The organism is Comamonas testosteroni (genome assembly GCF_030505195.1).
Taxonomy (GTDB): Bacteria; Pseudomonadota; Gammaproteobacteria; order Burkholderiales; family Burkholderiaceae_C; genus Comamonas; species Comamonas testosteroni_G.
Window position 1 is genome coordinate 5104652 of record NZ_CP129672.1, and the last position, 25260, is coordinate 5129911.

A 25260-nucleotide genomic window follows, 5' to 3' on the forward strand; every position below is an offset into this window, starting at 1 on the left:
TTGACATTGTCGCCCGGCGCGGGCGGTTGACGGAGCAAAGAAAGGCGGACTACAGCAATGAGTGCGCACGCCCCAGGTTTACGCTGTGGTGGTGTTGCGAGCACTTTTTCAGGCTCAGACTCCTCATGTGGTTGAGGAGACTCCATGCGCTGAAACTGAGTGAGATCGCACACCAGTTAAACCAGCGCTACTGAGGGCCTGATGCAGCACGGTTCGCCCGCAGCGATTGCTGTATGTGGCATTGCAGACCGCTGGTCTGCCGGGCTGGGTATTGTCTATCCGCTGGTGGTGATCAGAACCTGAGCGTCGCTCCGACGATCGGGCCGCTCTGGCTGAAGTCCAGTCGCTTGCCATTGTCACGGTAGTCCACGCTCAGGTGGCGGTAGCCTACGGACACAAAAATGTTTTCCTTGACCTGGTAGTTCACCGAGGCATGAACCTGCCAGGTGAACTTCGAGCCCACATCCAGCCCGCCCATATCGGCATACAGCAAGCTGGACCAGCGTGGCGCAATGTCGTAGCGCCAGCGTGCGGCGACCACGGGGTCGACGAACGAGGTGTTGGATTGCGCCGAACCTACCCCTGGCACATTCACTTCGGCCTTGATCTGCCACAGGCGCAGGCCGGCCATCAGGTCGAAGCTCGATTGAGGGCTCAGCATCCAGTTGTACCCGCCCGTCATAGTCAGCGAGGTCTGACGAATCTTGGCATTGGCACTAAGGCCCAGGGGCAGGGCGGCCTGGTCCGATGTGGCCGCGTAGCTGAAGTCGCCCTGCAGCACATATTGCCCCTTGCGCGCCGTGCCGTTCACAAAGGCTGCAGCGTCCAGACTCTCCAGAATGTCCGAGAACGACTTGTTCACGGTCACGGTGGGCGCGCCCCTGAATGGGCGGACGCTGCCGTCCAGCCCCGTCATCCACACATAGGGCGTGAGCTGATAGCGCCATGCATCGGCCGCCGCCTTATCCTGCGCCCAGGCCTGCGTGCCTGCCAGCAGGCCCACGGCCAGCGCCGCCGCTGCCATGCCCGCAGTGGTGTTGATGTGCTGGATCATTTGTCTGCCTTACAGCGTGTTCTTGTACACCTTGCCGTCCTTCATGATCAGGCGCAGGTTCTGTTCCGGGTTGCTCAGGAAGTCCAGATTCACCGTCGGGTCGCCATCGGCCACCAGAAGATCGGCAAATGCGCCAGCGGCGATGCGGCCCAGCGGCTGGGGGTAGGGGTTGCGCTCGCCCGACAGGGCCAGGAGCTCGCCGTTGGTGCCTGTGGCCTGCTTCAGCAGCGTCATGGGGTCGTAAAAGCGCGTCAGCTTGGCCAGTTGCCTGCCCTGAGTGACTGTGCCCTTGGGGTTGAAAAGAACGTCCGTGCCCCAGCCGGTCTTGATGCCGTACTTCTGCGCCATCTCATAGGCGCGCACTGTGCCCTGGGCCACGCGCGATTGGCTCTCTTGGCGTGTGGCATCGGGGTATACGTTGCTGTCCTCGTCCTGCAGAAACGGCTGCAGGCTCCACCACACACCCTCGTCGCGCATCATGCGCACGCTTTCCTCGTCGGCCAACTGGCCGTGTTCAATGCTCTTCACGCCCGCCTTGATGGCCCGTTTGATGCCTTTGGGCGTGTAAACATGCGACATCACATAGGTGTTCCAGTCTGCGGCGGCTTCCACGCCGGCGCGCAGTTCCTTCTCGGTGAACTGGGTGCTGTCCAGCGGGTCGTACAGCGATGCCACGCCGCCGCCCGCCAGCATCTTGATCTGCGAGGCGCCCAGCATCAACTGCTCTCGCACGCGGCGCAGCACCTCGGTCTCGCCATCCGCAATCATGGCCACGCCGACTTGCTCCACCATGCTCAGCGACTCGTTCGCCGCACGTGGGATATCGCTGCGCAGGCGGAAGTCGCCATGGCCCGAAGTCTGAGAAATCATTGCCCCGCTGGGGTAGATGCGCGGGCCCGGCACCATGCCCTCGTCGATCGCGCGCTTGAGCGCAAAGGCTGGCCCTCCCGCATCGCGTACCGAGGTGAAGCCGCGCATCAGTGTGCGCTGCGCCTCTTGTGCGGCGCAGATGTACAGATAGCCCAGATCTGCCGTCATGGCCGTCATCTGCGGCACGGCCGCCAGCATGGTGTGCCAGTGCGTATCGATCATGCCCGGCATCACCAGCTTGCCCTGGCAATCGATCACCTGGGCGCCTTCCACCTTCTCGCCGGCAGAGGGCAGGGCAGCAATCACCTTGCCCTGGATCAGCACCTGCACGCCCTGGCGCACGGACTTGCCCGTGCCGTCAAACAGGCGCAGATTGGTCAGCAACACGGGGCGGTCGGCCTGCTTGGGCGTGCCGCCAGCACCGGGCTCGGCCGCATGCAGGCCTACGAACGGCGCCATCATAGCGGCCACTCCGCCCACAAACATGCGGCGCGACATATCAGTCATTACCCGCTCATGCAGCAATTGACACACCACGCTGCCGCAGGTGCAGGCTCTGGGGCGAATCGGGCCGGCCTTCCAGGCCAGGTCGACGTCAGTAGCGATTGCGTTGCTCATCTGCTCTCTCCCCTTGTGCTGAATGAACAAAGACGCCGCGGCAGGCGTGACAAATGGAACCGAAGATTCACAATTTGATGCGCCGATGTTACGCGACGATCGGCCCATGAAAAAGCGCCCCACCGCACGAGGGCGATGGGGCGTTGTTTGCAGTATGAGAGCGGCCGGGAAGTGGCTGCGCTGCAGTCGATCATGCTTAAACCGGGCGATGCACCAGCACCGGAATGCTGCTGTTGACCAGTACGCGCTGGGTCTCGCTGCCCAGCAAAATGCCGGCAATGCCCTTGCGGCCGTGTGATGCCATGCAGATCAGATCGCAGTTACCCTCCTGCGCCTGCTTGATGATGGCCTGATTGATGGAGATATTTGTTACCCGCACCGTTTGGCAGGCCACGCCCTCGGTTTTGGCAATGCCCAGGGCAGCTTGCAACACCTGATCTGCTTCCTTCTGGGCGCTCTTGTCGAACTCTGCAGAGTTGTAGGCGATCAGCGCCTCGGCTCCGTAAATCATGGCTGCGTAATCCGGCATCACATACAGCGCCGTCACCTGTGCGCCTTGTTCCTTCGCCAGCTGTATCCCTGCGCGCAGCGCGGCCTCAGAGAGTTTCGAGCCGTCCGTAGGAATCAAAATGTGCTTGAACATATCCAGCCTCCTTGCGCATTGGTGCGCGTCTTGTTGCCAAATCAATTCGACCTATCATCAAACTCATACTCACACTTCAGGGCTGCTAGTGCAACACCTTGAAATGAGTATTCAGATGGTTTATTGATGGAAATCAAATTGATAAAGGTGCGAGTAAAATCTGCCTCAAGCCCTTATCCATAAAGCGTTAGAAGCTATCAAAAACAGACTATCCGAACGTCATGCGCAGCATGCCCCGCGGCTGTGGCCGGTTGGCAGGCTGTCGAAGGAGGCCGACATCAGGTCGGTCGCAATCGACTGTGCATGGCGCAGGGGGGCCGTAATCCAGGTTCAGTAGGTGGCGGCTGTGCTGTCATTTGTCGGCATCGCCCTGTATCAAAGTCTTGAAGGCAGTGCGGTGCACCTGCACCGCAGCCTTCGCGACCAGATTGAAGGCCAGCGCCATGTGCCGAATGCCGACAGCTTGCTGCGAATGGTCTCCATGCGTTGAAAGACATCTATATAGGCCAGTGTGCGGGCAAGCGCCTTCTTGCCCGTAAGGTCCATGACCAGCAGCGTAAGGCCATCGCGGACGATGCGGTAATCGGGGCGTGTGCGCCCTGTGGAGCCGGTGAATTCGGCCGTGGCGTGGAGTCCCTTGAGAGCGCTAATCAGATTTCAACTGCGGCCCTTGCCGTTGGGTTGGGCGTGGGCTCGCCAATCTTGTGCAAGGTGTTGCGGTCGGTATGGGCAAAAGGCTCGCTCTGACCGGGGATGGTCAATGTGGTTTCCTGCTCGTAGGACCAGGTGCCGTCTGAGTGCTTGGTGACGGTGATGGTATAGGCGTCGGTTCTGAAGGCATGCTCCAGAAACGGGTTGCTGGAGATGCCGTTGACGGTGGAGCCGCGCTCGGCCCTGAGGGTGAAGCTGGTGGCATCGGCCGTGGTCTTGCCTGTGGCCATGGCGGTCTGCCCGCGCGGGATGGTCAGGGTCTGGATGATGTTGCCGGTGGCAGGCTCCCACAGCCAGTAACCGACCTGGTCGTGAAAGGTTTCCACGTCGTCGGGCTTGACGATGCGTGTGTGGTAGCGCAGGCCATAGAAGAGCTGGGGGCCGTTGGTTTGCGCATCGATGGGCTGGCACTCCATGTGCTCGATAAAGGCCTGCTTTTCGGGCCCGTCAGCCTTGGGGTTGATGTCCAGGCCGCGCTTGCCGGTCCAGACGCCGGCCATTCCGGTGAGGGGGCCGAGGTTGGCCAGGGTATTCACATCGGGCGTAGGCTCGGTGTAGATGTCTTTGGGAAAGTTTTCCATATCGTGTAACGGGCTTTCACTTTGAATCTGTTAGAGCCAGTTTACAAGCCACGGACTAAGGTGTTCTTGTTGGCAGTCAAGCCGTCAGGTGCTTTCTTCGGTGGTAAGCGTAAAGCGTGCGCTTTCGCCGCGCAGGGCTGCTTCACGCGTGAGGAAGATCAGCACGCGGTAGCTGGCTCCACGCTCGATGCGGAAGGTGCAGATGTTGTTGTTGGCAGAGCCTTGGCATAGAGGCTGGGCAGAGCCGTCCTTGAAGACGTTCATCTGGCTGGACGGGTTGTTGGTGTTGAGCGTGACGGTCATGCGCTGGAAGGGCCGCGTTTCGAGCCCGTATTGCACGATGCCGTTGCCCGTGATCTGGCCGCTATAGGAGTTGGTGTAGCCGCCCGGGGTTGTAAAGGCGGCCTGTGCCATGGAGCTGCTGCTGAGGTGTAGGGTCATGAGACTGAGCAGGGCAGCAGTTGCAAGCATCGGTTGGAAGCGGGTCATGCAACTCTCCTGAATGTGTTGGACAGGATGGCGCTCCTGGCGCAGCGGCGGGTGTCTATGTCGACAGCCAGGCCTTCATCCCCCACCGCCGCGCCCTAGCGGCAGGAGACATTGCGCCAACTGAATTTGCCGTCGTTGAAGAACTCTGTCCATACCGACATGATGGGAGCCTGACGGTAAGAGAACGTAATCTGGTTGGGTATCTTTGGCCCTAGTGCGGCAGGCTGTCCATCCTTGTCGAAGACCTTGACGATGTAGAGCGTGACGCCTCCGTCCTCGTCTGTGTGCAGGACTACACGGTAGTCCTTGGTGAAGAGATCCCAGTCGAATTGCTTGGTCACATACGTGTGCAGACGAACAAAAGCGCGGTTCGCGTTCTTGGCGGCAGGATTAACTTTTCTCATGACGACACTCCCTGTTGCTCAACGACTTGCCGCAGGACCTGCGAGCTGACATTTCATTGCATTTGACTGATGTTGTATCAAGCGGATGTAAGAAAGTATGTAGGCACTTACAGATCTCGCTAATGGATAGAACAGATCTGATGTGTGAGCTTCTTTGAAGCGCAGAGGAGGTGCTTTGCCGGTGCAGCTGTCATCTTTTCTTGATGAAGTGGCCGTGCTAAGTAACTGAGTGAAAAGATAGATTTTTTTAATGAAATCTATCTTGAGCTGGCATGGGTTTGAGCGTAGAAGTTGCCTGATGATGGCAATTTTTAGAAGGGGAGCATTGAATTTCAGGATGTCGATGCTTGAGTCCTGAGTCATTGAAAGGATGGCTGAATCGCCTTGCCTGAATTCCAGCAAGCAAGTCATCGACAGGCACTCCCGAAATACCTGGCAAAGCGGTGGCTGAACAGCTGGCAAGCGTCCGAAAGCCGGCTTATTCAATCCTTGAGATATGTCACCGTGCAGGCTCAGGGTTCACCGTGGCTCTGGCCATTCTCACTTTGCCAGTCGTCTCTCAGGTCAGTCATCAAGCAGTGTTAAACCCTGAACCTGTTGGTGATGTAGATTTTGTTTCTGCTGCACTTTTCGGTAAATTGGGCGTAGGAAAATTCTGATTTTGATGTGCAAGTGGCGTTCTAGCCCGATGTCCTACTGAATTACAAAAAAGCCCATGTCCCACCACCTGCAATACACTTTTGCCTCCCGTCTGGATGCCTGGATCAGACATATGAAGCTGGCCAAGCCTTGCCATACGCAGCAGATGGCTTATGAGTTGGTGATCGACAGCTGGGTGCAAACCAATGCAGAGCTTGGTGCCTCGCCGGAATTTTTGAAGGCCTTGCGTCGGCGTCGGCTGTGCGAGGAGCATGGCTGGCGGGGGGTGAATACGAGCGTTGCACACTGGGATCTGGATGATGCACACACCGTGCGGATCTATCTGCACGAAGACGGCTCCATCGTGGTGCAGCAAATGGACTCGCAGAATCTCCAGATTCTGTTCACCTTGCCTGGGCACCGTGAGCGATTGGGAGAAGTATCGGAGCGATGCGCATAGCAGCCAAAAAAAATGCCCGCGCAAGGCGGGCAAGTTTTGGGGTCCTCTCGATCCGGTTCTGCAGCTCACACAGTCAATGCATTTGAATAGTTGGCAGAGGCCTTACCTTGGCCTCAATCGCCGTTTATCGCTCTTGCACTGTTGCTGACGCGTTTGAACGGTTGACAGGTTGCCCCATCGGGGGAGGCCAGCAACTTCTGACTGGCTGGCCTGCATTTTGTAGCCATGACCTGCAAGTCGCTTGAGCCCATCTTGTATCGAGGCAAGCGTGCGACATGCAGGACTGCTATTCGGTATTTCTGGCTCCTTAATGTTTGCCGGTGGAGGCGGGCCGGTGTACCAGCACCGGGATATGGCTGTGCGTCAGAACGCGTTGGGTTTCGCTGCCCAGCAAAATTCCGCCGATACCTTTGCGACCGTGTGAAGCCATGCAAATCAGGTCGCATTGCAATTCCTGAGCCTGTTGAACAATGGCTTGGTAAACAGAGGCGTGGGTGACGCGCACAAAGTTGCAAGGTACGCCTTCAGGCCTGGCAATCTGGTCAACGAACTGCAAAGCCGCATCTGCATCGCTGTTGGCACTTCGCTCGAACTCCGCGCTGTTGTAAGTCAACAGCGCGTCTGCGCCGTAGATGATGGCGCGGTAATCGGGCATGACATAAAGGCTGGTCACTTTGGCGCCTTGTTCACGTGCAAGTAGAACGCCTGCACGCACGGCAGCCTCTGACAGTTTGGTGCCATCGGTGGGAATGAGCAGGTGCTTGAACATGTTCAGCCTCCTGATGCCGAGATATGTGCCTGAGAATTAATCTATTCCAATATTTCGAGCCGCGCAATGCCTAGTTCTTGCATGCAGCACAGTTGTAGACAGGAGGTAAGACTCTGTAACGAGGGGCGGTCGCATCGAGTTGTCTCATTCCTCGGGCGAGGGAGGAATGCGATTGAGGATTTCGCCAGTGGCCTCTATCTCGAATTGCTGTGGATTGAGCCAGTTGACCTTTTGGTGATCGGCAGTTTCAAAGTAAATGGCAGAGGGGCGTATGGAGATGCCATGCGGCATGTCGACCTCATCAAAACTCTGATAGACCAGAATCAGGCGCAGGCCTCCATTGGCGTCTTTGGCCTGTATGTGCTGCAAGAGCTTGCGGTAGGCACTCATAAGACGCCCTCGTTGACATGTGTATATGAATGTTTCCACTGTCGAAGAGGTGCCGCAATACCCTGATTCGGGTATCCGTTCTGACAAATATTCGCGCCTGACAAGGAGTTCTGAAGGCTGCGAGGCTTGTGCGAAATGCGTTCCGCCAACAGGCCCAGGCAGAACGTCCGCAAAAAATTTACATGGCGATCCAGATCGTTCGGCGCGAATGCAGAGGGCCTGCTCTGGCGATATCGATTTTTTCGCCGATGCGCTGTTGGCAGAGTTGTCTGGCGCCGTATCTGCCGGCCGATGTGCCAGGAGCGTTGAGATGGCTTTCTGTTGGATGCATATCGAAGCTATGTTGCATCGCCTGCAGGCCTATCGCGGCTCGGGCTGCATAAGCGCAGGCCGTCAAACCTCACTGTGCTTTCAGACTTGCGGGGCTGTTTGCTCATGGAGTGCCATACGCTCCAGCGCGGCGCAGACATCGGCCATGCGTCCGCAGATCAGCAGGCATTCGGGCTGCTTGCGCGGTTCTCGCTGCACGATTTTGAGAAGTCGCGGAGAAGCAGCTGGCGTCGACTCATCGGTTACCAGCGATTGCAGCTCTGGGGGCGCTGCAAAGGCCTGAGGATAAAGTGTATTGCTGCCTGGACGACTGCGGCCGCGGTTGGCGCGCATGACGGGAATGCTGATCTGCTTCGCCTTTGGACGATTGGTAGTGAACGATACGGGTTGTGCAGCGGCTTTGCTTGCGTCATCGGAGCTGAAGTTCGGGTTGAGCGACAGCGTGGCAGGCAGGCTCTTCAGAGTCAGGCGTGTCAAAGTCTGCAGTGATGTGGCGAATCCCATTTGGCAACTCCTTTTGATGACCTTGCGGCATGAATAAGGGCAGGATTGCATTCTTGCGGCAAAGCTCCGCCCAGGGCGAAGCTCAACGGCTTCGCGCCTACGGCCTGGGCTTGAGAGGGAAAGAGGCTCAGTGCCTGCGCTGCATGGACGGACGGACGCCGTCTGCCCGTTACATGAACATGCTGTTGCGGATAAGGCCTACGGCCAGGCCTTCGATGGCGAATGACTCTTCAGGATCGACGTGAATGATCTTGTAGTCGGGGTTCTCGGGCAGCAGCTCGATGCCCTGAGGCGTGCGCTTGAAGCGCTTGACGGTAACGTCATCACCGAGGCGGGCCACCACAATCTGGCCGTTGCGCGCTTCATGAGTAGCCTGTACCGCCAGCAGGTCGCCGTCCATGATGCCCGCGTCACGCATGGACATGCCACGCACTTTGAGCAGGTAATCGGGCTTGGCGGCAAACAGGCTGGGCTCGACCGAATAGCTCTGATCAATATGTTCCTGGGCCAGAATGGGCGAGCCGGCAGCGACGCGGCCGACCAGGGGAAGCACCAGCGGTGCCAGAGCCGCGAGCGGCAGCGCAAAGCTGGCACCGCGTGCCGCATTGATGGTGCGCACGGTATCGGCGCGCAGGCGAATGCCGCGCGATGTGCCGCTGACCAGATCGATGACGCCCTTGCGGGCCAGTGCCTGCAAATGCTCTTCTGCAGCATTGGCCGACTTGAAGCCAAAGGTACTGGCAATCTCGGCCCGGGTCGGGGGTGCACCCGTGCGAGCGATGGTGGACTGGATGAGGTCCAGAATCTGCTGCTGGCGGGGAGTGAGCTTGGGGTGGTCCATGGGCATTCCTTGATCGATCAATGATGAATACTGTGTGTTCATCCAGTACCTGTATTTTTAATCAGTTTGAAGAGGACTGCAAGTGGAACGTGACAAAAATATCGTCATCCTGGGCACCGGTGGCACGATTGCCGGTGTTGCAGAGCAGGCTGGCACCAGCGTGGGCTACCGTGCGGCCGAACTGGGTGTGGTCCAGCTGCTGCAGGCTGTGCCGGACCTGGAGCGCGTTGCTGCTGCATCTTTGCAGGCGGAGCAACTGGCGCAGCTGGACAGCAAGGATATGGATCACGCAACCTGGCATGCACTCGCGCTGCGCTGTGCAGAGCTGCTCGCGCGTGATGATGTGAGCGGCATTGTCATCACCCACGGCACAGACACACTGGAGGAAACCGCCTGGTTTCTGCAATGTGTCCTGCGCCCGACTAAGCCCGTGGTGTTGACTTGCGCCATGCGCCCGGCTACAGCCATTTCGGCAGACGGCCCGGGCAATCTGCGTGATGCCGTGGCCTGTGCGGCCGATACGCAGGCTGCTGGCCGCGGTGTGCTTGCCGTGGTGGCGGGCCGGGTGTTCAGCGCGCGCCAGGTGCGCAAGGTGCATCCCTACCGTGTGGATGCCTTTGATGGAGGCGGCGCCGGTCCGCAGGGTTGGGTGGAAGAGGGGCGGCTGCGCTGGGCAACGGGCGGACTGCCCATGGCTGCTTCGGCTGGCTTGCCTGAGATCGCTTTACCGCCCGCAGCTCAATGGCCCCAGGTGGAGCTGTTGCACAGCCATGCCGGCTGCAACAGTGCCGTGGCGCTGGCGGTAATGCAGGCCTGGCATGCGCAAGGCGTGCGTGCCGTGGTGGTGGTGGGAACGGGCAATGGCACGGTCCATCAGGCATTGGAGCCGGCCCTGAACTGGGCGCAGGCGCAGGGCATGACTTTGCGTATCACAACCCGGTGCGAGGAGGGGCAGGTGGTGCAGGCTCAGGGTGCACGGGATAGCCGCGTGAGCAGTCTGCCTGCGGCCAAGGCCAGAATCAGCCTGATGCTGGAGCTGATGGGCTGGCCTCGCGCATTGGTTTGATGCTCCTGTTTTAAGAGCTTAAATCCCATGTGATACGGGGAATGTATGATGTTATTTGTCTGAAACTCAATGAGAATAAGCGCAGGCAGCTATGAATAGTGATGGCCGCGACTCCGCCACGGTGCAGCTTGCCACATCGGACGGATGCCGCATCGGACGGATGCCGGCCGAATGGCCAGGAGCTTGAGGTTCGAGAACAAAAAAGGCCGGTGAAGACACCGGCCTTTTTGCGCGCAGAAATGCCCGACCGCGAAAAGTCGGCAAGGCTCGCATGCGCGAGTGATCAGGGCGATCAGGAGGCCAGAGCGGCCAGAGCGCGTTCGGTGATCTCTTCCACGCTGCCTGTGCCGCTGATGGCGCGGTACTTGGGGGCCGCTGCCGCATCGGCCTTGGCCCAGTTGCTGTAGTAGTCCACCAGAGGACGGGTCTGGTTGCTGTAGACGTCCAGGCGCTTCTTGACGGTTTCTTCTTTGTCGTCTTCGCGCTGCACCAGGTCTTCACCGGTCACATCGTCCTTGCCTTCCACCTTGGGAGGATTGAACTTGACGTGGTAGGTGCGGCCCGATGCGGGGTGGCTGCGGCGGCCGCTCATGCGTTCGATGATGGCGTCGAAGGGCACATCGATTTCCAGCACATAGTCCAGCTTCACGCCGGCAGCCTTCATGGCGTCGGCCTGGGGGATGGTGCGGGGGAAGCCGTCAAACAGGAAACCCTTGGCGCAGTCGGGCTGTGCAATGCGTTCCTTGACCAGGTTGATGATCAGATCGTCGCTGACCAACTGGCCGGCGTCCATCACGGCCTTGGCTTGCAGACCCAGAGGGGTGCCAGCCTTGACGGCGGCGCGCAGCATGTCGCCCGTGGAGATTTGAGGGATACCGTACTTTTGGCAAATAAAGGCCGCCTGAGTGCCTTTGCCTGCGCCGGGTGCACCCAACAAAATCAGTTTCATGGAAATCCTTGAGGAGAGTAGAAATTCTTGTTGGCCCAGGCGGACGGGTGGTCGTCCGTAGTCCCCGGGCAGTATTTTTTCGCGGGCAAGGATAGCATGCACAAGACCAACACAGGCTTACACAATTCAGTCAAGGCTGTCACAAGTGCGGCCAATTGAGGGCATGTATCCGCTGCAAACGCGATTGCTGTAGTTGTAATCCAGGTGCCCAAGCCGTTACATATGCTATTCGGACTATGCGGAAAGTATAGCGATCAGCGCTTTCCTGGACTGGCCTGGGGCCCTTTGGGATGGCTCTGGCCGACGGGGCTGCTGCCGGCTGGATGCGTGAGCAGCCCTGGATGAAGACGGCCTGCGCACCAGTGTCGCCAAAGTGCGCAGGTCTTTTTCTCAAACAGCAAAAACAGCACGCACGCGCTCAAGGTCTTCGGGCGTGTCCACGCCGGCACCCGGTGCATCGGGCGTGATATGCACGGCAATGCGGTGGCCGTGCCAGAGGGCGCGCAACTGCTCCAGCTGCTCCATGGCTTCGGTGGGCGCGGGTGCCAGTTGTGGGAACTCGCGCAGAAAACCTGCCTTGTAGCTGTAGATGCCAATATGGCGCAGCGGTGTGAAGCCTGTGTGACCGGCCTGGGGGGCCGCCGTCTGCCACCAGGCTTCATCGCCATGGTCGCGCGAGAAAGGGATGGGCGCGCGGCTGAAATAGCTGGCCAGACCCTTTGCGTCACAGACCACCTTCACCACATTCGGGTTGCGGTAATCCGTCAGGCTGTCAATAGGATGGGCTGCCGTGCCCATGCTGGCTTCGGGGCGTGCCAGCAGCAGTTGTGCCACGGCCTCGATGAGCTTGGGGTCGATCAGCGGCTCGTCGCCCTGCACATTGACGACCACATCGTCGCCGGACAGGCCCAGTTGCTCACAGGCTTCGGCCAGACGGTCGCTGCCGCTGGGATGATCCTTGCGCGTCAGGATGGCCTGGACGTCATGCCGGGCGCAGGCCGCGACAATGCTTTCGTCGTCGGCCGCCACCACGCAGCGGGCTGCACCGGCCAGAGCCGCGCGCTGGGCCACACGAACCACCATCGGCAAGCCGGCAATATCGGCCAGCGGCTTGCCGGGCAGACGGGTCGAGGACAGGCGGGCCGGGATCAGTACCGTATAGCTCATGGGTTACTGCTTTTCTTCTTCCAGCTCGTCGTCGGACAGGGTGCGGGCTTCGTTTTCCAGCAGCACCGGGATGCCGTCGCGCACGGGATAGGCCAGACGCGCGCTGTGGCTGATCAGCTCCTGATGCTCGCGGTCAAAGCGCAGCGGGCCCTTGGTGACGGGGCAGACCAGCAGTTCGAGAAGTTTGGCGTCCATGGAGTATTCCTGCAAAACGGGATGAGGGCGCCGGCAGTGAGCTGGCGCTGCAAAAAGAGGTGATCAAACGCTGTTGATCCATAGGCCCAATGATAGTCAGCCTGGCTTGCCACCGCGGCGAATATTGGCGTTGGCCTTGGCCAGCTGTGCATCCAGCAGCTCCCAGAAGGCCTGCGGCAGCTGCAGCTCAAGGGGCACAGCCCAGGCCTCAGGATGGCTGCGCCAGAGTTTGACGGCATCTTTTTCGGTGCAAATCAAGGGTTTGTCGTTTTCCAGCTTGCGCGAGAAGCTCTCGAAATCATAGTGATCGGGCAGGGCCTGGGTTGCCGCCGCAGTGATGCCCTGCGCGGCCAGCATGGCAAAAAAGGACTCGGGGCGTGCCACGGCGGCCACGGCCTCCGGGCTCTGAGCGGCCAGGCTGCGCAGCGGGATGCTCTGACCATGGCCGTTGTAGGCGGTCTCGGCCAGGTTGCGCTGCAGCGCGAACGCCGGGGACGTGCCCAGCGGCCTGGGCGGCTGGCCGGCATGCAGTGTGGCCGTCACCGGGCGAGGCCAGGGCTCGCGCAGCGGGCCTGCGGGCAGCAAAAAGCCGTTGCCGACTCCTTCATCATTGAAGACGCACAACTCCACATCGCGTGCCAGGGCTAGATGTTGCAGGCCGTCGTCGCTCACGATCACATCGACCTGCGGGTAGCGCTGGCGCAGCGCTTGCGCCGCCTGCAGACGTCTGGAGGCAACAAAGACCGGCACGCCGGTGCTGCGCGCCAGCAAGGCGGGTTCGTCGCCGACTTCGCTGGCGGGGCTGTCGGGCAGGGCCTCGCGGCAATCCTGCCCGCTCTCTATCCTGCGGCCATAACCGCGCGAGATGATGGCCGGCTGCCAGCCTCTGGCCTTGAGGTGGGCCACCACGGCCTGAGTCACGGGGGTCTTGCCCGCGCCGCCTGCAATCACATTGCCAACGACGATGACTGGCACACCGGTGCTTTGCTGGCGGCTGCGCATGCGCCGTGCATTCCAGGCCTGCAGCATTCCATAGACCAGCGATAGCGGCCACAGCAGCCAGGCGCCTGCTCCACGCTGGCGCCAGAGGGCGCGCAAGCCATGTTGCGAGGAGGATGCTTGGACGGTGTTTTGAGGCATAGGGGTTCGGATCATACGGGCGCGGCCACAGTTCCCGCCGCCAACCGGCCTGCGCAATGCGCAAATACCTGGGCTCTGATCCCGGGAGCTTGGGATCAAAAGCTGCCAAACAGGCTGCCCAGCGCCACGATGACGGCAAGGGCAGCGACGGCAGGGGCTATGGCCACCATGGCAATGTCCAGATAGGACTGCCGATGCGTGAGCCCGCAGATGCCCAGCAGGGTGATGACGGCGCCGTTGTGCGGCAAAGTGTCCAGTCCGCCTGTGGCCACGGCCGTGACGCGGTGCAGCAGCTGAGGCGACAGGCCTGCAGCCTCGCCCATCTGCAGCCAGGTGCTGCCCAGGGTCTGCAGGGCGATACTCATGCCGCCCGAGGCCGAGCCGGTGATGCCGGCCAGAATATTGATGGCGATCGACATCGAGATCAGCGGGTTGTCCGGGTAGATGTTCAGCACCGCATCGCGTATCAGCGTGAAGCCTGCCAGCGAGGCGATGACCGCACCATAACCGACCTGGGAGGCTGTGTTCAGCAGCGGCAGGGCCGAGGCGCTGGCACCTTCGTCGAGCAGTTGCTTGAGCTGTGGCAGGTGGCTCCACCACATGGCGACCAACAGGCAGATTGCTGCGGTCAGGGCCGCAATCACGGCCCAGATGCCGCGCAGCGCCTCGATGCTGGTGGCGCCGAAACGGGCTTCGGCCAGATAGCGCGTGTCCAGCCCCGGAAGCACATGCACGGATAAAAGATAGTTCAGAGCGATCACCACGGCAACAGGCAGCAAGGCCTTGCCCAGCTCCAGATGGCTGGGGGTGGCCTCTGCCGCTGGAGCAAGTTTGTCTGCCGGCTGCTGTGCTTCATCCCCGGCGGTAAAGCCTTCGCCTCTGGAGCGCGCTTGCGCGCTGCGCCAGTGCAGCCAGCACAGGCCGAGCATCAGCATCACGGCTGCGGCGATCAGGCCCAGCCCCGGCGCGGCAAACGGCGTGGTGCCGAAATAGGGCATGGGAATCGCGTTCTGGATGGCCGGCGTGCCGGGCAGCGCCGTCATGGTGAAGGTGAAGGCTCCCAGCGCAATCGTGGCCGGCATGAGGCGGCGCGGGATGTCGGCACGCCTAAAAAGCGCCAGGGCGATGGGATATACCGCAAAGGCCACGACAAACAAGGAAACGCCGCCGTAGGTGAGAACGGCACAGGCCAGCACCACGGCGAGTATGGCGCGCCGCTCGCCCAGTGCTGCCGCAATGCCCTGGGCAATGATGTGAGCCGCACCCGAAGCTTCCATGAGCTTGCCGAAGACCGCGCCCAGCAAGAACAGCGGAAAGTAGGCGATGACAAAGCCGCCAAGGCTGACCATGAAGATCTGGGTGTAGCTGGCCAGCATCAGCCACGGTGCACTGACGGCTACGGCCAGCAGGGCTGTCAGTGGCGCCAGCAGCAGCACGCTGACGCCGCGATAGGCCAAAGTGATGAGTAGACCGAGTGAAAGAACGATGCCCAAAATGCTGATCACATGCACCTCCCTAAGCAAACCGTCTAGTTACGGCGTTCAAGTAAAAGCAGCGCAGTCTGTGCCGAGCCGGCAGGAGCCCGCCGCGGAAGCTCGATTCTTCCGTCCTGCCATGGCGCGCTCTGCTGCGGCGATATAGCTCTCGTCGAGAGCTGCTGCGCAGCAGGCCCAGTGCGCAGCTTCATCGCGACACAGGTGTGACAGCCGCCGGGCCGGCTCGCGCCGCTCAGGTCTCGAAAGGGCGGCTGCCCAGCGTTTCCACCACATGGTCCACAAAGCAGGTGATGCGCGCCGCCAGCGCGGTGTTTCGATAGTAGACCGCATTGATGGGCTGACAGATATCCAGCGTCTGCTTGCCGAACAGCGGCACCAGACTACCTTGCTCGCGGTCTGCGCGCGTCATGAAGTCCGACAGGCAGACGATGCCCAGGCCGGCCAGCGCCATCTGCCTGAGCGTCTCGCCGCTGGAGGAGGCAATGTCAGGGCGAATGCGTATGGCATTGCCGTCGGCGTCGCGCAGCGGCCAGTCGTTGAGCGACTCGGGCTGGGTAAAGCCCAGCAGGCTGTGCTGGGCGAGCTGGGTCGCATTGACCGGTGTGCCATGGCGCTTGAGATAGGCAGGGCTGGCCAGCACGCGTATGCGGCTGATGCCCACCGGGCGGGCATGCAGCGTGGAGTCCTTGAGCACGCCGATGCGAAATGCCACATCGGTGCGCCTCTCGAGCAGGTCGATGATGCCTTCGTTGGAGTTCAGCTCGAGCTCGACGTCGGGATAGCGCGAGCGAAATCCCGCGATCAGCGGCACCAGCACATGCAGCATGAAGGGGGTGGCCGCATCGACACGCAATCTTCCCGCCGGCCGCATGCGTCGCGCTGCCATCAGCTCCTCCGCTTCGTCGACCGATGCAAGAATGGCGCGGGCATGCTGCAAAAAAGTGGCGCCTTCCTCGGTGAGTTGCAGGCGCCTGGTGGTGCGGCGCAGCAGCGTGGTCTGCAGCTTTTCTTCCAGACGCCCCAGCGTACGGCTGGTGGCTGAAATCGTCAGGCCCAGCAGCTCCGAAGCGGCTGTGATGGTGCCCGTGTCCACGACGGCCACAAAGGCCTGCAATTCGTCGAGCGTGGTCTTCATTGTTGGATTCAGTTCAAGAAAATCGAGGGAATTCCAAAGCCTGATCTGCAAATATCAACCGAGTGCTCAGCCCTGGGAACTCGTCTGTGGCGCTGTTCACCCTGGGCGCCGGCGCATTGCCGATGGCGTGCAAGCCCGCATTCCTGCGGCGGGCATGACAGGCATGTCTGGTGGGACGCGTGTTGCCATCAAAGGTGATGGAGATCAGTCACTGCTGGCGCAAGATTCGAGTTTTTATATTTGATTTTATTTCAAAAGAATTTATGAAATACAGGGCTTAATCTACAAATATGAGTTGGGCAAACTTCAGGCGTCGGGAAGGCTGCTTCGGAGTGCAGACATGCAAGCTGCGGACCGGCTGCCGCCTTCAATCTCATTCAGGAGTTAATTCATGAACCATATTCCTTCCTTCGGCGTCGGTACCTTCCGCCTCTCCGGTCAGACCGTGATCGATTCGGTGCGCAATGCACTCGATGTGGGCTACCGCGCAGTCGACACGGCGCAGATCTATGGCAACGAAGCCGAAGTCGGCCAGGCCATTGCCGACAGCGGTCTGGCGCGCAGCGATCTGTTTGTCACAACCAAGATCTGGACCGACAACTACAGCCGCGCCAAGCTGATCCCCAGCCTGCAGGACAGCCTCAGGAAACTGCGCAGCGACTATGTGGACCTGACCCTGATCCACTGGCCCGCACCCGGCAACGGCGTGGACCTGTCCGAGTACATGGACGCGCTGGCCCAGGCCAAGGCCAGGGGTCTGACCCGTCAGATCGGCATTTCCAACTTCAATGTCGAGCTGACCCGCCAGGCCATCGCCGCCGTGGGCCAGGGCGAGATTGCCACCAACCAGATCGAACTTAGCCCCTATCTGCAAGGCCGCAAGCTGACGGCCTTCCTCAAGGAGCAGGGCATTCAGGTCACTTCCTACATGACCCTGGCCTACGGCAAGGTGCTCAAGGACCCGGTGCTGGCGCAGATTGCGGGCAAGCACCAGGCCACGGTGGCGCAGGTGGCGCTGGCCTGGGCGCTGCAGCTGGGTTATGCGGTGATCCCGTCATCCACCAAGCGCGAGAACCTGGCCAGCAATCTGCTGGCGCGCGACCTCAGGCTGGATGCCGAAGACATGGCGCTGATCGCGGCGCTGGAGCGCAACGGCCGCGAAGTCAGCCCCGAAGGTCTGGCTCCTGTGTGGGACTGAGAACGGCGCCGTCATGAGCGTTTAAGCCTGCTTGAGTGTCTGATCCTTGCGCAGCAAGCAGGAGAGGGCGCTCAGGCGGTGTTTGCGTTTTTTTCTGAGCCAGCGTCTTATTTCTTTCGCCTGATCTGGAGACGGGATCAGGCGCGGGTTCTGCCTGAGCAGGCTTTCGCTGACAGCAAAGTCATTCAACTCGCCAAGCGGCTGCTGGATTTTCTGGAGTCGCTTGAGCAGGCGGCGATGGTCTGCGGGCAGCAGGGGCCCGAACAGCTCCAGCAGATAACGTGTTTTCTTGCCGGCTTTTCTGACATCGTGAAAGGCTTCAAGGTCTGGCTTGCCGGCGGTGATCGCCCGCTTGGTGCGTCGGCGTAGCTGTTTCGCTGCTTGTGCAACCCGGGCCTGTGCAAGAGCCCGCAGTCGCGGCTGGCCGGACCCAGGGCCCAAGCTTGCTGAAGCTTGCGCAAGAGCTTCCTGCAAGCATGTCTGTACGTGAGGGGGCGAAAGTATTTCCCGGCCAGCCTGCAGAGCGGATTCGCGGGCGGCCGATAGGGCCGCAATGTCGGCCGCGCTGCATTTGTCGTTTCGCCTTAGCAGCTCGATCAGAATGTCGTAATCGCGGGCCATGCCTGCAGCGCAGGCAATCGATTTCAGGCTGCTGCGCTGCAGTGCGTACTTTCTCGCCTCCATCAGAGGCCGGTAAAACCACCACAGCGTCAGCAGGCTGCGCAATGTGACGCGCAACTGATGGATGCCCTCGACGGCGGGTGCTTGGGCTATCAGCCGGGCCTGTTCGACTGCCGAGTCGACAAGCGGGGATGCAATAGCTGAAAACGCCACTATGGCGTCTGGTTTGCCTTTGCCCATACGAACTCCTGGGGCCGTTGTCATGAGGCTGCGACAGGCGGCGACGCGCAATGTGGTGCGGCATACGCCAGTGTTCGCCATAGTGTGCCATGTTCCGTGCTCCAGGCCGTATGGGCTCGTTCCTGAATTCTGGCAGTTGCGCGTCCAGATTGGTAGCGGCTCGGGTTGCGTAGAGCCAGAAGATCAGGCTGTGACAGATGGGCGACGAACATGGCCAAGCTCTAAGCCGGCTTTTCACAGAGCTCATCCGGCCCGGCCTGGCCCTACTCGGCATTGAACAAGTCCTTTTTGACAATATCTGCGGCAATGGATGCAAGCTTCGCCCCAGGGTCGACGGCGCAGGCGGCCATGCAGCATCGACGACGATCTCGTCATCGCACGCCATGGACAGCCATCTGCTCAATGTCGGCGAATCATTCAAGGGGTTTGTTGGGGGCGGAGCCGCAGCGGCTTGTCCGTTGGATATCCGTGGCGGCGTTGCGCCGAAGAGGCGATTGATGAATGCGTCCATGAAAGCCTGGTAGCCAGCCGCAGCGATGAGGACTAAGCTAGATGCCCCTATCTCAGGAGTCTCGCATGCCACAGACCATTCGACTGCATCGTGTGATCAAGGCCCCGCCCGAGCGGGTCTACCGGGCCTTCACGAGCCCCGAGGCCATGGTCAAGTGGCTGCCGCCTCATGGTTTCGCGGCGCAGGTGCATGAATTTGACGCCCGTGTGGGCGGTCGCTACCGCATGAGCTTCATCAATTTTTCTGCCAACAGTCGAAACAGCTTTGGCGGCGAGTTTCTCGAGCTGGTGCCGAACCAGCGCATACGCCATACCGACCGCTTCGAGGACCCGAATCTGCCGGGCGAGATGATCACCACCGTGGAACTGAAAGCCGTGTTTTGCGGCACCGAGCTGCATGTGGTGCAGGAGGGCGTTCCCGACATGATTCCCGAAGGAGCCTGCTATCTGGGCTGGCAGGAGTCGCTGCAGCTGCTTGCCCTCCTCGTGGAGCCGACCATCCCTGACGGAACGTAAAGCCGCGCAGAGGGCGACCCGAGGTCAATGCATGGCGTGCTCCATGCTGCGGTGATGCAAGAGAGAAGCAGGCACAAAAAAGCCCGCTTTGCAGCGGGCTGTCTTGCTTGCAAGCTCTGGTTTTGCTTGCGATGTTTGGTAGGCGCGATTGGACTCGAACCAACGACCCCCACCATGTCAAGGTGGTGCTCTAACCAGCTGAGCTACGCGCCTGTCGTCGATGGGATGAATTCTAGCAGTGGAAAAATGGTGGTTTGGGCAAAGTCGCGACTTTTTTGCGTTGGAGGCCCATTTTTTTTCGATCCGCCACCCGGGCCTGGGCTTGGCGGGGTGCCGCTGATTCGCTACTAAACTTTGATGTGTGTTCCATCAATTGAATCGGCAACCCCATGACAAAAGCACAAGCAGGCATTCTGGCGTCTCTTCCTGAGCAGGGGCGTTATGTTTTTTTCACCCTGGCTGGTACAGGTGCAGATCTGCAGAACAGTCTGAAGAAATTGCAGACCAGTGTTGACGGTCAGCAGGTCGTAGCGGGCCTGGGCATGCAGGTGCTGCAGCAACTGGACAAGAAACTGCCGCTGATGCGCGAGTTCCCGCACCTCAAGGGCCCACAGCTCGAAGCACCCAGCACACCTTATGCGCTGTGCCTGTGGCTGCGCGGCGATCAGCGCGGTGAGCTGATCGCCCTGACGACCAAGCTGACCAATTTGCTGGCACCGGGCTTCAAGCTCGATCACATCGTGGATGCCTTTGTGCACCAGCGCTCGGACAACGGCCATGGCCGCGACCTGACCGGCTATGAAGACGGCACTGAGAACCCCGAGGACGATGAGGCCGTGGTCGCCGGCATTGCTGCAGAGCTGGGTGCAGGTCTGGACGGCTGCAGCTACTGGGCCTTGCAGCAGTGGGAACATGACTACTCGGCTTTTGGCTGCATGAGCACCACGGAGCAGGACCATGCCGTGGGTCGCCGTCGCAGCGACAACGAGGAGCTGGACGATGCCCCTGAGTCGGCCCATGTCAAGCGCACGGCGCAGGAGAGCTTTGAGCCGGAAGCCTTTGTGGTGCGACGCTCCATGCCCTGGTGGAGCGTCAGCCCGCAGGGCAGTGATCGCAGCGGTTTGATGTTCTCTGCCTTTGGTTGCAGCTTTGACGCTTTCGAGGCTCAAATGCGCCGCATGCTGGGCATGGATGACGGCATCAGCGATGGACTGTTCCGCTTTTCCAAGCCGTTGACAGGATGCTATTTCTGGTGCCCGCCGGTTTGCGGCGGCACGCTGGATCTGACGGCGCTGGGTCTCCAGGCCTGAGAAATGGCCGGGCAAAGAAAAACGGGCCATCTGGCCCGTTTTTCATGTGGCGTCATCACCAAAAGGCAATGACGAGGGCCTCCTAGTTGGCCTTGCCTGCGCTGGCCGAGGTCTGGGTGGCAAACGTGATTTGCGACAGTCCCGCGTGGCGGGCCGCTTCCATGACGGTCACCACCGACTGGTGCGGGGAGTTGGCATCGGCACTGATGATGACCACGCTGTCATTGCCCGCTGTTGCCGCACCGGACAGGGCGGCTGCAACAGAGGAGACGCTGCGGTCATCCACGCCTTGCTTGTTGACGGAGTAACGACCGTCGGCAGAGACGCCGACGATGATTTCCTTGGGGCGGTCGCGTTGCTGCTCGGCGTCTGCCACGGGCAGGGTCAGCTGCAGCTCGGTGAACTTGCTGTAAGTGGTGGAGAGCATCAAAAAGATCAGCACCACCAGCAGCACGTCGATGAAGGCGATCAGATTGATCTCGGGCTCATCGCGGTGACGAGGACGGAAGTTCATGGTGGATGTGTTCCGCTTCTTACTTGGCAGGCTTGAGGCGGCCCAGATGGCGCACGAACTGCTCGGACGCCAGTTCCATTCCCAGCAGATAGCCGTCCACACGGGCGCGGAAATAGCGCCAGAAGATCAGCGACGGGATGGCCACCATCAGGCCGAACGCCGTGTTGTAGAGCGCAATCGAGATGCCATGGGCGAGCTGGGCGGGGTTGCCGGCGCCGGAGCTGGCTCCGGGCTGGGAGCCGAAAATCTCGATCATGCCGATCACCGTGCCCAGAAGGCCCAGCAGCGGCGCCGCCGAGGCGATGGTGGCCAGGGCGCTCAGATACTTTTCCAGCTTGTGGGCGGCGGCGCGGCCCGCGCCTTCCATGGCCGAGCGCAGCTCTTCTTCGCTGCTTTCGGGATGTGCCTGGCGGGTGCGAAGACCAGTGGCCAGAACCTCTCCCAATACTGAGCTTTGGGCCAGTTGCTGGGTGGTTTCGGCACTGGGCAGGTTCTTGGTGGAGACCGAAATCGCTTCATTGAGCAGATTGGTCGGCGCGACCTTGCTGGCTTTCAGCGAGGCAAAGCGCTCAAAAATCAGGGCCAGGGCCAGAATCGAGCAGGCAATCAAAGGCCAGATAGGCCATCCTGCGGCTTGTATGATCGACAGCAACGTTGCTCTCCCTCGTCGTTCAGAAATTGCAACCGATGATTATGACCCACTGCCGTGCCGCCGCGACCCGTTTTTACAGGCCTCATGCAGCCGGCATGACTCAGCGCAGCACGATCGCGAGGCAGCGCTTGAAGCGAATGGAGCTTGGAGCGGCAGAGCAGGCCCAAAGAGCTTGCGTTTCTTTTCGAATGCTTTCGCGTATAGCACAAAAATCTGTGGATAACTTTGTGATCTAGTTGCTGTGCCGGGAAGTTATCTGCTTCGCTCTAAAGGCTTGTTACGAGTTTGACACCTGTGTGAAGCTTTATAAGTTGTTTTAAATCAATAAGATAGATGATGTTCTTCATGTGCTGTTTAGGATTTTTCTGGCTTTGTCGCCGACAAGGCTGGACGCCGACATCTGTGGAGAATCCGGCACGCGTAAGACCTCGCTGACACCGCATGAATTCACTGTTTGAACGTCCAAACCCAGCAGCCACGCCGCATGTGTGGGAAATTGGCGCGCTATGCCACGCCATTGGCGATGCCTTGCAGGCGCGCTTCAATCCGGTGGCGGTGCGCGGCGAGCTCAGCGGCTTTTCGCGCGCTGCCAGCGGGCATTGCTATTTCAACCTCAAGGACGCGAGCGGGCAGATTCGCTGCGCCATGTTCCGTCGTGCGGCCGAGCAGGTTGGTTTCTCGCCGCGTGATGGCGAGCTGGTCGAAGTCAGAGGGCGTCTAGGCGTCTACGAGCAGCGTGGCGATCTGCAACTGGTGGTGGAGAGCATGCAGCGAGCCGGGCAGGGGGCCTTGTTCGAGCAGTTTCTTCGCCTCAAGGCCCAGCTGGAGTCCGAGGGCCTGTTCGACTCTGCGCGCAAGCGATCGCTGCCACCCTTGCCACGCGGCATCGGCCTGGTCACGTCCTTGGGGGCGGCCGCCTTGCACGATGTGGTGACGGCGCTGCGCCGCCGCGTGCCGCATATTCCGGTGGTAATTGTTCCCGCCCTGGTACAGGGGCTCCAGGCGCCGCAATCGCTTGTGCAGGCGCTATTGAAACTGTATCGCCTGGCGCAAGAGGGGCAAGAGGAAAGTGGCGATTTGCGTGGTGATTCCGCACGGCAGCCGGTGATTGACACCATCTTGCTGGTGCGCGGTGGCGGCTCGCTGGAAGACCTGTGGGCCTTCAACGACGAACAGCTGGCGCGCACCATTGTCCAAAGCCCGGTGCCGCTGATCAGCGGCGTGGGTCACGAAACCGACTTCACCATTGCCGATTTTTGCGCCGACCTGCGTGCCCCGACGCCCACGGCTGCGGCCGAGCTGGTTGCCCAGCCGCGCGAGGTCTGGCTGGGGACTCTGGGTCTGATGCAGGACCGCCTGGACAATGCCGTGCAGCGTGTGCTGGATCGCCAAGCCCAACGCCTGGATATCGCGGCCCAGCGCCTGGGCCGGCCCAGCGAGCAGTTGGCGCGCAACCAGCTGCAGCTCAGCCGTCAGGCGCAGCGCCTGCGTCATGCCATGCTCTTGAAACTACAGCGGCTTGCGCAGAACCAGCAAGCGCTACAGGTCAATCTTCCCAATATCTTCCAGCGCAATCTGGAGCAGCAACTGCAAGCGCTTGATCGTATCGACCTGCGCTTGCAGTTGCTGGACCCGCGCCTGGTGCTGCAGCGAGGCTATGCCTTGCTGACGGATGAGCAGGGAAGGGCTGTGACCCAGGTCAGGCAGGCCGTGCCGGGAGCGGCGCTGAAGGCTCAGTTGTCGGACGGGGCGGTGGATGTGGTGGTCACTCAGCCGCGTCTGCTTTGATGCTCGCCAGCCACAAGCTGGCCGCAAAACACCCGCATGCTAACCGGGGTCTTCATCAGAACTCTTTTGCAATCAGCGCAGGCAATGCAGCGGGGGCCAGTATTCATGCGCTGTAAGCTGTGAGCGCATGCTTTTGGCTGCATGCGCAATAGTCCTGATGAGTGGCGCGCAGCCCCTCAGTTCTTTCTACAATGGTTCGGTTAGTGCAATACTTGACATCTGTAGTACAGCAATGTGCTAGTCGCCCCCGGTCGGCACAGCGGCCACCGCTCAGACGCCTTGGCACTGGACGGCCCCAAAAAATTTCAACCACGAGGAAAACCATCATGGAACGCACTCTGCCCCCCCTGCCATACGCTATCGACGCACTGGCTCCGTTCGGTTACAGCCAGGAAACCCTGGAATTCCACCATGGCAAGCACCATAACGCCTATGTGGTGAACCTGAACAACCTGCAAAAGGGCACCGAATTCGAAAATATGGATCTGGAGGAAGTCGTCAAGAAGTCTTCCGGCGGCATCTACAACAACGCTGCTCAGATCTGGAACCACACTTTCTTCTGGAACTGCATGACCCCCAACGGCGGAGCAGAACCCTCCGGCGCTCTGGCTGATGCCATCAACAAGAAGTGGGGCTCCTACGCCGAGTTCAAGAAGGCTTTCGTGGCTTCCGCTGCCGGCAACTTCGGTTCCGGCTGGACCTGGCTGGTGAAGAAGGCCGACGGTTCCGTGGACATCGTCAACATGGGTGCTGCCGGCACCCCCCTGACCACCGCTGACAAGGCGCTGCTGACCGTGGACGTGTGGGAACACGCTTACTACATCGATTACCGCAACCTGCGTCCCAAGTTTGTCGAAACCTTCCTGGAAAAGCTGGTGAACTGGAAGTTCGCAGAAGCCAACTTCGCTGCCTGATCACGGCAATACGGCATCAGGTCTGCAGCTGCACGGCTCGGACCTGATCGTTGGTAAAAAACCTCCACAAGGAGGTTTTTTTATGCCTGTCTGCTAGGAATGAGGATTTTTAGGTCTCCAGTTTTGATTGGGAAAGCGCAGGCAGCTATGTTTTTCGATGGCCTATTGATGCATGGGTGACACTGGCATGGAGGAGCGTGAAAGCCTGAACAGTCAGGCGGCTTCCGGGCTAATGGAGGCAGGCGCTCGCATGCCAGTGTACTTTCTCTGTCATGGCGCGGGCCCCTGGCCCTGGGTGCCCGAGATGCACGACTGACATGCGCTTATGGCAGAGGGTTTGCGCAATATTCCGCGCCAACTGGTGCGCAGGCCCAGGGCCGTGTCGCTGATCTCCGCCCACTGGGAAGAGGCGGTTTTCACCGCGCAGAGTGCCGCCCAACATGGCATGCTTTATGACTACGGCGGCTTTCCACCGCACACCTATAACCTGCATTACCGTGCGCCCGGATCGCCTGAGCTGGCAGGCAGGGTGAACGCTGCATAACA

31 protein-coding genes, 1 tRNA gene and 1 pseudogene are annotated in these 25260 nt (G+C 60.4%); 11 read left to right on the plus strand and 22 right to left on the minus strand.

What is annotated here, in order from left to right; translation table 11 throughout:
* Nucleotides 1–292 precede the first annotated feature (292 nt).
* From QYQ99_RS23490 to QYQ99_RS23500, 3 genes are all read right to left on the minus strand, one after another.
* Nucleotides 293–1054, minus strand: a complete 762-nt coding sequence (locus QYQ99_RS23490; RefSeq protein ID WP_302090255.1) for a YfaZ family outer membrane protein — start codon at nucleotides 1052–1054, stop codon at nucleotides 293–295.
* 9 nt (nucleotides 1055–1063) lie between these two features.
* Nucleotides 1064–2542, minus strand: a complete 1479-nt coding sequence (locus QYQ99_RS23495) for a metal-dependent hydrolase family protein (protein WP_302090256.1) — start codon at nucleotides 2540–2542, stop codon at nucleotides 1064–1066.
* A gap of 196 nt (nucleotides 2543–2738) precedes the next feature.
* The gene (locus tag QYQ99_RS23500) at nucleotides 2739–3185 is read right to left on the minus strand and encodes a universal stress protein (protein ID WP_302090257.1); all 447 of its coding nucleotides are present in this window, start codon (nucleotides 3183–3185) and stop codon (nucleotides 2739–2741) included.
* Between the two features lie 346 nt (nucleotides 3186–3531).
* On the opposite strand from QYQ99_RS23500, the gene QYQ99_RS23505 reads away from it, so the two are divergent.
* Nucleotides 3532–3675, plus strand: coding sequence for a hypothetical protein (locus tag QYQ99_RS23505; RefSeq protein WP_302090258.1), 144 nt, complete (start codon nucleotides 3532–3534; stop codon nucleotides 3673–3675).
* Between the two features lie 47 nt (nucleotides 3676–3722).
* On the opposite strand, the pseudogene QYQ99_RS28395 reads toward QYQ99_RS23505, so the two are convergent.
* From QYQ99_RS28395 to QYQ99_RS23525, 5 genes and pseudogenes are all read right to left on the minus strand, one after another.
* A pseudogene (locus QYQ99_RS28395) lies at nucleotides 3723–3839 on the minus strand (Rha family transcriptional regulator); the annotation flags it as partial.
* Nucleotides 3836–4477 (minus strand): FABP family protein, encoded by a 642-nt coding sequence (locus QYQ99_RS23510; protein ID WP_003053984.1) that lies wholly within the window; start codon nucleotides 4475–4477, stop codon nucleotides 3836–3838. The pseudogene QYQ99_RS28395 and the gene QYQ99_RS23510, both read right to left, overlap by 4 nt.
* Before the next feature lie 84 nt (nucleotides 4478–4561).
* Nucleotides 4562–4966, minus strand: a complete 405-nt coding sequence (locus QYQ99_RS23515) for a DNA breaking-rejoining protein (protein ID WP_182283205.1) — start codon at nucleotides 4964–4966, stop codon at nucleotides 4562–4564.
* A 95-nt stretch (nucleotides 4967–5061) separates the two neighbouring features.
* A complete protein-coding gene (locus tag QYQ99_RS23520; RefSeq protein ID WP_003053988.1) occupies nucleotides 5062–5370 on the minus strand; it encodes a hypothetical protein in 309 nt (102 codons plus the stop codon).
* An 18-nt stretch (nucleotides 5371–5388) separates the two neighbouring features.
* Nucleotides 5389–5781 (minus strand): hypothetical protein, encoded by a 393-nt coding sequence (locus QYQ99_RS23525; protein ID WP_302090259.1) that lies wholly within the window; start codon nucleotides 5779–5781, stop codon nucleotides 5389–5391.
* 304 nt (nucleotides 5782–6085) lie between these two features.
* On the opposite strand from QYQ99_RS23525, the gene QYQ99_RS23530 reads away from it, so the two are divergent.
* Nucleotides 6086–6469, plus strand: coding sequence for a hypothetical protein (locus QYQ99_RS23530; protein WP_302090260.1), 384 nt, complete (start codon nucleotides 6086–6088; stop codon nucleotides 6467–6469).
* Nucleotides 6470–6776: 307 nt separating this feature from the next.
* On the opposite strand, the gene QYQ99_RS23535 is transcribed toward QYQ99_RS23530, so the two are convergent.
* The 4 genes from QYQ99_RS23535 to lexA all read right to left on the minus strand — a co-directional run bounded on the left by QYQ99_RS23535 (nucleotide 6777) and on the right by lexA (nucleotide 9303).
* Nucleotides 6777–7238, minus strand: coding sequence for a universal stress protein (locus QYQ99_RS23535; RefSeq protein ID WP_302090261.1), 462 nt, complete (start codon nucleotides 7236–7238; stop codon nucleotides 6777–6779).
* 144 nt (nucleotides 7239–7382) lie between these two features.
* Nucleotides 7383–7628 (minus strand): hypothetical protein, encoded by a 246-nt coding sequence (locus QYQ99_RS23540; RefSeq protein ID WP_302090262.1) that lies wholly within the window; start codon nucleotides 7626–7628, stop codon nucleotides 7383–7385.
* Nucleotides 7629–8039: 411 nt separating this feature from the next.
* Nucleotides 8040–8462 carry a hypothetical protein gene (locus QYQ99_RS23545; RefSeq protein ID WP_304351266.1) on the minus strand — a complete coding sequence of 141 codons (423 nt, stop codon included), beginning with the start codon at nucleotides 8460–8462 and terminating at the stop codon, nucleotides 8040–8042.
* A gap of 169 nt (nucleotides 8463–8631) precedes the next feature.
* Nucleotides 8632–9303: a transcriptional repressor LexA gene (gene lexA / locus QYQ99_RS23550; protein WP_302090264.1), complete on the minus strand. Its 672-nt coding sequence runs from the start codon at nucleotides 9301–9303 to the stop codon at nucleotides 8632–8634.
* 82 nt (nucleotides 9304–9385) lie between these two features.
* Between lexA and QYQ99_RS23555 the strand changes: the two genes are divergently transcribed.
* Nucleotides 9386–10369 carry an asparaginase gene (locus QYQ99_RS23555; RefSeq protein ID WP_302090265.1) on the plus strand — a complete coding sequence of 328 codons (984 nt, stop codon included), beginning with the start codon at nucleotides 9386–9388 and terminating at the stop codon, nucleotides 10367–10369.
* A gap of 292 nt (nucleotides 10370–10661) precedes the next feature.
* Here QYQ99_RS23555 and adk read toward each other — a convergent pair whose 3' ends face one another.
* The 6 genes from adk to QYQ99_RS23585 all read right to left on the minus strand — a co-directional run bounded on the left by adk (nucleotide 10662) and on the right by QYQ99_RS23585 (nucleotide 16451).
* The gene (gene adk, locus QYQ99_RS23560) at nucleotides 10662–11318 is read right to left on the minus strand and encodes an adenylate kinase (protein WP_003054002.1); all 657 of its coding nucleotides are present in this window, start codon (nucleotides 11316–11318) and stop codon (nucleotides 10662–10664) included.
* A 390-nt stretch (nucleotides 11319–11708) separates the two neighbouring features.
* A complete protein-coding gene (kdsB, locus tag QYQ99_RS23565) occupies nucleotides 11709–12485 on the minus strand; it encodes a 3-deoxy-manno-octulosonate cytidylyltransferase (RefSeq protein WP_302090266.1) in 777 nt (258 codons plus the stop codon).
* A 3-nt stretch (nucleotides 12486–12488) separates the two neighbouring features.
* Nucleotides 12489–12680: a Trm112 family protein gene (locus QYQ99_RS23570; RefSeq protein ID WP_003054006.1), complete on the minus strand. Its 192-nt coding sequence runs from the start codon at nucleotides 12678–12680 to the stop codon at nucleotides 12489–12491.
* Nucleotides 12681–12776: 96 nt separating this feature from the next.
* On the minus strand, nucleotides 12777–13820 hold the full coding sequence (gene lpxK / locus QYQ99_RS23575) for a tetraacyldisaccharide 4'-kinase (protein WP_302090267.1): 1044 nt from the start codon (nucleotides 13818–13820) through the stop codon (nucleotides 12777–12779).
* 95 nt (nucleotides 13821–13915) lie between these two features.
* On the minus strand, nucleotides 13916–15325 hold the full coding sequence (locus QYQ99_RS23580) for a GntP family permease (RefSeq protein WP_302090268.1): 1410 nt from the start codon (nucleotides 15323–15325) through the stop codon (nucleotides 13916–13918).
* A gap of 223 nt (nucleotides 15326–15548) precedes the next feature.
* Complete coding sequence (locus QYQ99_RS23585) at nucleotides 15549–16451, minus strand: LysR family transcriptional regulator (protein WP_302090269.1); 903 nt, start codon at nucleotides 16449–16451, stop codon at nucleotides 15549–15551.
* Between QYQ99_RS23585 and QYQ99_RS23590 the strand changes: the two genes are divergently transcribed.
* Together QYQ99_RS23590 and dkgB are read left to right on the plus strand one after the other, a co-directional pair.
* Nucleotides 16441–16695 carry a hypothetical protein gene (locus QYQ99_RS23590; RefSeq protein ID WP_302090270.1) on the plus strand — a complete coding sequence of 85 codons (255 nt, stop codon included), beginning with the start codon at nucleotides 16441–16443 and terminating at the stop codon, nucleotides 16693–16695. The genes QYQ99_RS23585 and QYQ99_RS23590 overlap by 11 nt on opposite strands.
* A gap of 147 nt (nucleotides 16696–16842) precedes the next feature.
* A complete protein-coding gene (gene dkgB, locus QYQ99_RS23595; RefSeq protein WP_302090271.1) occupies nucleotides 16843–17649 on the plus strand; it encodes a 2,5-didehydrogluconate reductase DkgB in 807 nt (268 codons plus the stop codon).
* 21 nt (nucleotides 17650–17670) lie between these two features.
* Here the strand turns inward: dkgB and QYQ99_RS23600 are convergent, their stop codons facing one another.
* Nucleotides 17671–18510 (minus strand): CHAD domain-containing protein, encoded by an 840-nt coding sequence (locus tag QYQ99_RS23600; protein ID WP_302090272.1) that lies wholly within the window; start codon nucleotides 18508–18510, stop codon nucleotides 17671–17673.
* A gap of 197 nt (nucleotides 18511–18707) precedes the next feature.
* On the opposite strand from QYQ99_RS23600, the gene QYQ99_RS23605 reads away from it, so the two are divergent.
* Both QYQ99_RS23605 and QYQ99_RS23610 read left to right on the plus strand, forming a co-directional pair.
* Nucleotides 18708–19034 (plus strand): hypothetical protein, encoded by a 327-nt coding sequence (locus tag QYQ99_RS23605; protein ID WP_302090273.1) that lies wholly within the window; start codon nucleotides 18708–18710, stop codon nucleotides 19032–19034.
* Nucleotides 19035–19086: 52 nt separating this feature from the next.
* On the plus strand, nucleotides 19087–19536 hold the full coding sequence (locus tag QYQ99_RS23610) for an SRPBCC family protein (RefSeq protein WP_302090274.1): 450 nt from the start codon (nucleotides 19087–19089) through the stop codon (nucleotides 19534–19536).
* Nucleotides 19537–19672: 136 nt separating this feature from the next.
* Here the strand turns inward: QYQ99_RS23610 and QYQ99_RS23615 are convergent.
* Nucleotides 19673–19749: transfer RNA gene (locus QYQ99_RS23615), tRNA-Val, on the minus strand.
* Nucleotides 19750–19925: 176 nt separating this feature from the next.
* Here QYQ99_RS23615 and QYQ99_RS23620 point away from each other — a divergent pair.
* Nucleotides 19926–20846 carry a Dyp-type peroxidase gene (locus QYQ99_RS23620; RefSeq protein WP_302090275.1) on the plus strand — a complete coding sequence of 307 codons (921 nt, stop codon included), beginning with the start codon at nucleotides 19926–19928 and terminating at the stop codon, nucleotides 20844–20846.
* 82 nt (nucleotides 20847–20928) lie between these two features.
* Here QYQ99_RS23620 and QYQ99_RS23625 read toward each other — a convergent pair whose 3' ends face one another.
* On the minus strand, nucleotides 20929–21360 hold the full coding sequence (locus tag QYQ99_RS23625; RefSeq protein WP_302090276.1) for an ExbD/TolR family protein: 432 nt from the start codon (nucleotides 21358–21360) through the stop codon (nucleotides 20929–20931).
* Nucleotides 21361–21379: 19 nt separating this feature from the next.
* Entirely contained in the window at nucleotides 21380–22012 is a 633-nt protein-coding gene (locus QYQ99_RS23630; RefSeq protein WP_302090277.1) for a MotA/TolQ/ExbB proton channel family protein, read from the minus strand.
* A 441-nt stretch (nucleotides 22013–22453) separates the two neighbouring features.
* On the opposite strand from QYQ99_RS23630, the gene xseA reads away from it, so the two are divergent.
* From xseA to QYQ99_RS23645, 3 genes are all read left to right on the plus strand, one after another.
* A complete protein-coding gene (xseA, locus tag QYQ99_RS23635; RefSeq protein ID WP_302090278.1) occupies nucleotides 22454–23800 on the plus strand; it encodes an exodeoxyribonuclease VII large subunit in 1347 nt (448 codons plus the stop codon).
* A 326-nt stretch (nucleotides 23801–24126) separates the two neighbouring features.
* Nucleotides 24127–24714: a superoxide dismutase gene (locus QYQ99_RS23640; RefSeq protein WP_302090279.1), complete on the plus strand. Its 588-nt coding sequence runs from the start codon at nucleotides 24127–24129 to the stop codon at nucleotides 24712–24714.
* A 325-nt stretch (nucleotides 24715–25039) separates the two neighbouring features.
* Nucleotides 25040–25258, plus strand: a complete 219-nt coding sequence (locus QYQ99_RS23645; RefSeq protein WP_302090280.1) for a hypothetical protein — start codon at nucleotides 25040–25042, stop codon at nucleotides 25256–25258.
* The last annotated feature ends 2 nt before the right edge of the window (nucleotides 25259–25260 follow it).

What these genes read in the sequence shown, in the direction of transcription:
- kdsB (WP_302090266.1), bottom strand. Translation starts at nt 12,485, where the DNA reads ATGAGCTATACGGTACTGATCCCGGCCCGCCTGTCCTCGACCCGTCTG.
- dkgB (WP_302090271.1), top strand. Translation starts at nt 16,843, where the DNA reads ATGAACCATATTCCTTCCTTCGGCGTCGGTACCTTCCGCCTCTCCGGT.
- xseA (WP_302090278.1), top strand. Translation starts at nt 22,454, where the DNA reads ATGAATTCACTGTTTGAACGTCCAAACCCAGCAGCCACGCCGCATGTG.
- QYQ99_RS23525 (WP_302090259.1), bottom strand. Translation starts at nt 5,781, where the DNA reads ATGACTTGCTTGCTGGAATTCAGGCAAGGCGATTCAGCCATCCTTTCA.
- QYQ99_RS23490 (WP_302090255.1), bottom strand. Translation starts at nt 1,054, where the DNA reads ATGATCCAGCACATCAACACCACTGCGGGCATGGCAGCGGCGGCGCTG.
- QYQ99_RS23515 (WP_182283205.1), bottom strand. Translation starts at nt 4,966, where the DNA reads ATGACCCGCTTCCAACCGATGCTTGCAACTGCTGCCCTGCTCAGTCTC.
- QYQ99_RS23500 (WP_302090257.1), bottom strand. Translation starts at nt 3,185, where the DNA reads ATGTTCAAGCACATTTTGATTCCTACGGACGGCTCGAAACTCTCTGAG.
- QYQ99_RS23540 (WP_302090262.1), bottom strand. Translation starts at nt 7,628, where the DNA reads ATGAGTGCCTACCGCAAGCTCTTGCAGCACATACAGGCCAAAGACGCC.
- QYQ99_RS23610 (WP_302090274.1), top strand. Translation starts at nt 19,087, where the DNA reads ATGCCACAGACCATTCGACTGCATCGTGTGATCAAGGCCCCGCCCGAG.
- QYQ99_RS23495 (WP_302090256.1), bottom strand. Translation starts at nt 2,542, where the DNA reads ATGAGCAACGCAATCGCTACTGACGTCGACCTGGCCTGGAAGGCCGGC.
- QYQ99_RS23520 (WP_003053988.1), bottom strand. Translation starts at nt 5,370, where the DNA reads ATGAGAAAAGTTAATCCTGCCGCCAAGAACGCGAACCGCGCTTTTGTT.
- QYQ99_RS23625 (WP_302090276.1), bottom strand. Translation starts at nt 21,360, where the DNA reads ATGAACTTCCGTCCTCGTCACCGCGATGAGCCCGAGATCAATCTGATC.
- QYQ99_RS23545 (WP_304351266.1), bottom strand. Translation starts at nt 8,462, where the DNA reads ATGGGATTCGCCACATCACTGCAGACTTTGACACGCCTGACTCTGAAG.
- QYQ99_RS23600 (WP_302090272.1), bottom strand. Translation starts at nt 18,510, where the DNA reads ATGGGCAAAGGCAAACCAGACGCCATAGTGGCGTTTTCAGCTATTGCA.
- lpxK (WP_302090267.1), bottom strand. Translation starts at nt 13,820, where the DNA reads ATGCCTCAAAACACCGTCCAAGCATCCTCCTCGCAACATGGCTTGCGC.
- lexA (WP_302090264.1), bottom strand. Translation starts at nt 9,303, where the DNA reads ATGGACCACCCCAAGCTCACTCCCCGCCAGCAGCAGATTCTGGACCTC.
- adk (WP_003054002.1), bottom strand. Translation starts at nt 11,318, where the DNA reads ATGAAACTGATTTTGTTGGGTGCACCCGGCGCAGGCAAAGGCACTCAG.
- QYQ99_RS23620 (WP_302090275.1), top strand. Translation starts at nt 19,926, where the DNA reads ATGACAAAAGCACAAGCAGGCATTCTGGCGTCTCTTCCTGAGCAGGGG.
- QYQ99_RS23570 (WP_003054006.1), bottom strand. Translation starts at nt 12,680, where the DNA reads ATGGACGCCAAACTTCTCGAACTGCTGGTCTGCCCCGTCACCAAGGGC.
- QYQ99_RS23645 (WP_302090280.1), top strand. Translation starts at nt 25,040, where the DNA reads ATGGCAGAGGGTTTGCGCAATATTCCGCGCCAACTGGTGCGCAGGCCC.
- QYQ99_RS23605 (WP_302090273.1), top strand. Translation starts at nt 18,708, where the DNA reads ATGGGCGACGAACATGGCCAAGCTCTAAGCCGGCTTTTCACAGAGCTC.
- QYQ99_RS23530 (WP_302090260.1), top strand. Translation starts at nt 6,086, where the DNA reads ATGTCCCACCACCTGCAATACACTTTTGCCTCCCGTCTGGATGCCTGG.
- QYQ99_RS23585 (WP_302090269.1), bottom strand. Translation starts at nt 16,451, where the DNA reads ATGAAGACCACGCTCGACGAATTGCAGGCCTTTGTGGCCGTCGTGGAC.
- QYQ99_RS23535 (WP_302090261.1), bottom strand. Translation starts at nt 7,238, where the DNA reads ATGTTCAAGCACCTGCTCATTCCCACCGATGGCACCAAACTGTCAGAG.
- QYQ99_RS23640 (WP_302090279.1), top strand. Translation starts at nt 24,127, where the DNA reads ATGGAACGCACTCTGCCCCCCCTGCCATACGCTATCGACGCACTGGCT.
- QYQ99_RS23510 (WP_003053984.1), bottom strand. Translation starts at nt 4,477, where the DNA reads ATGGAAAACTTTCCCAAAGACATCTACACCGAGCCTACGCCCGATGTG.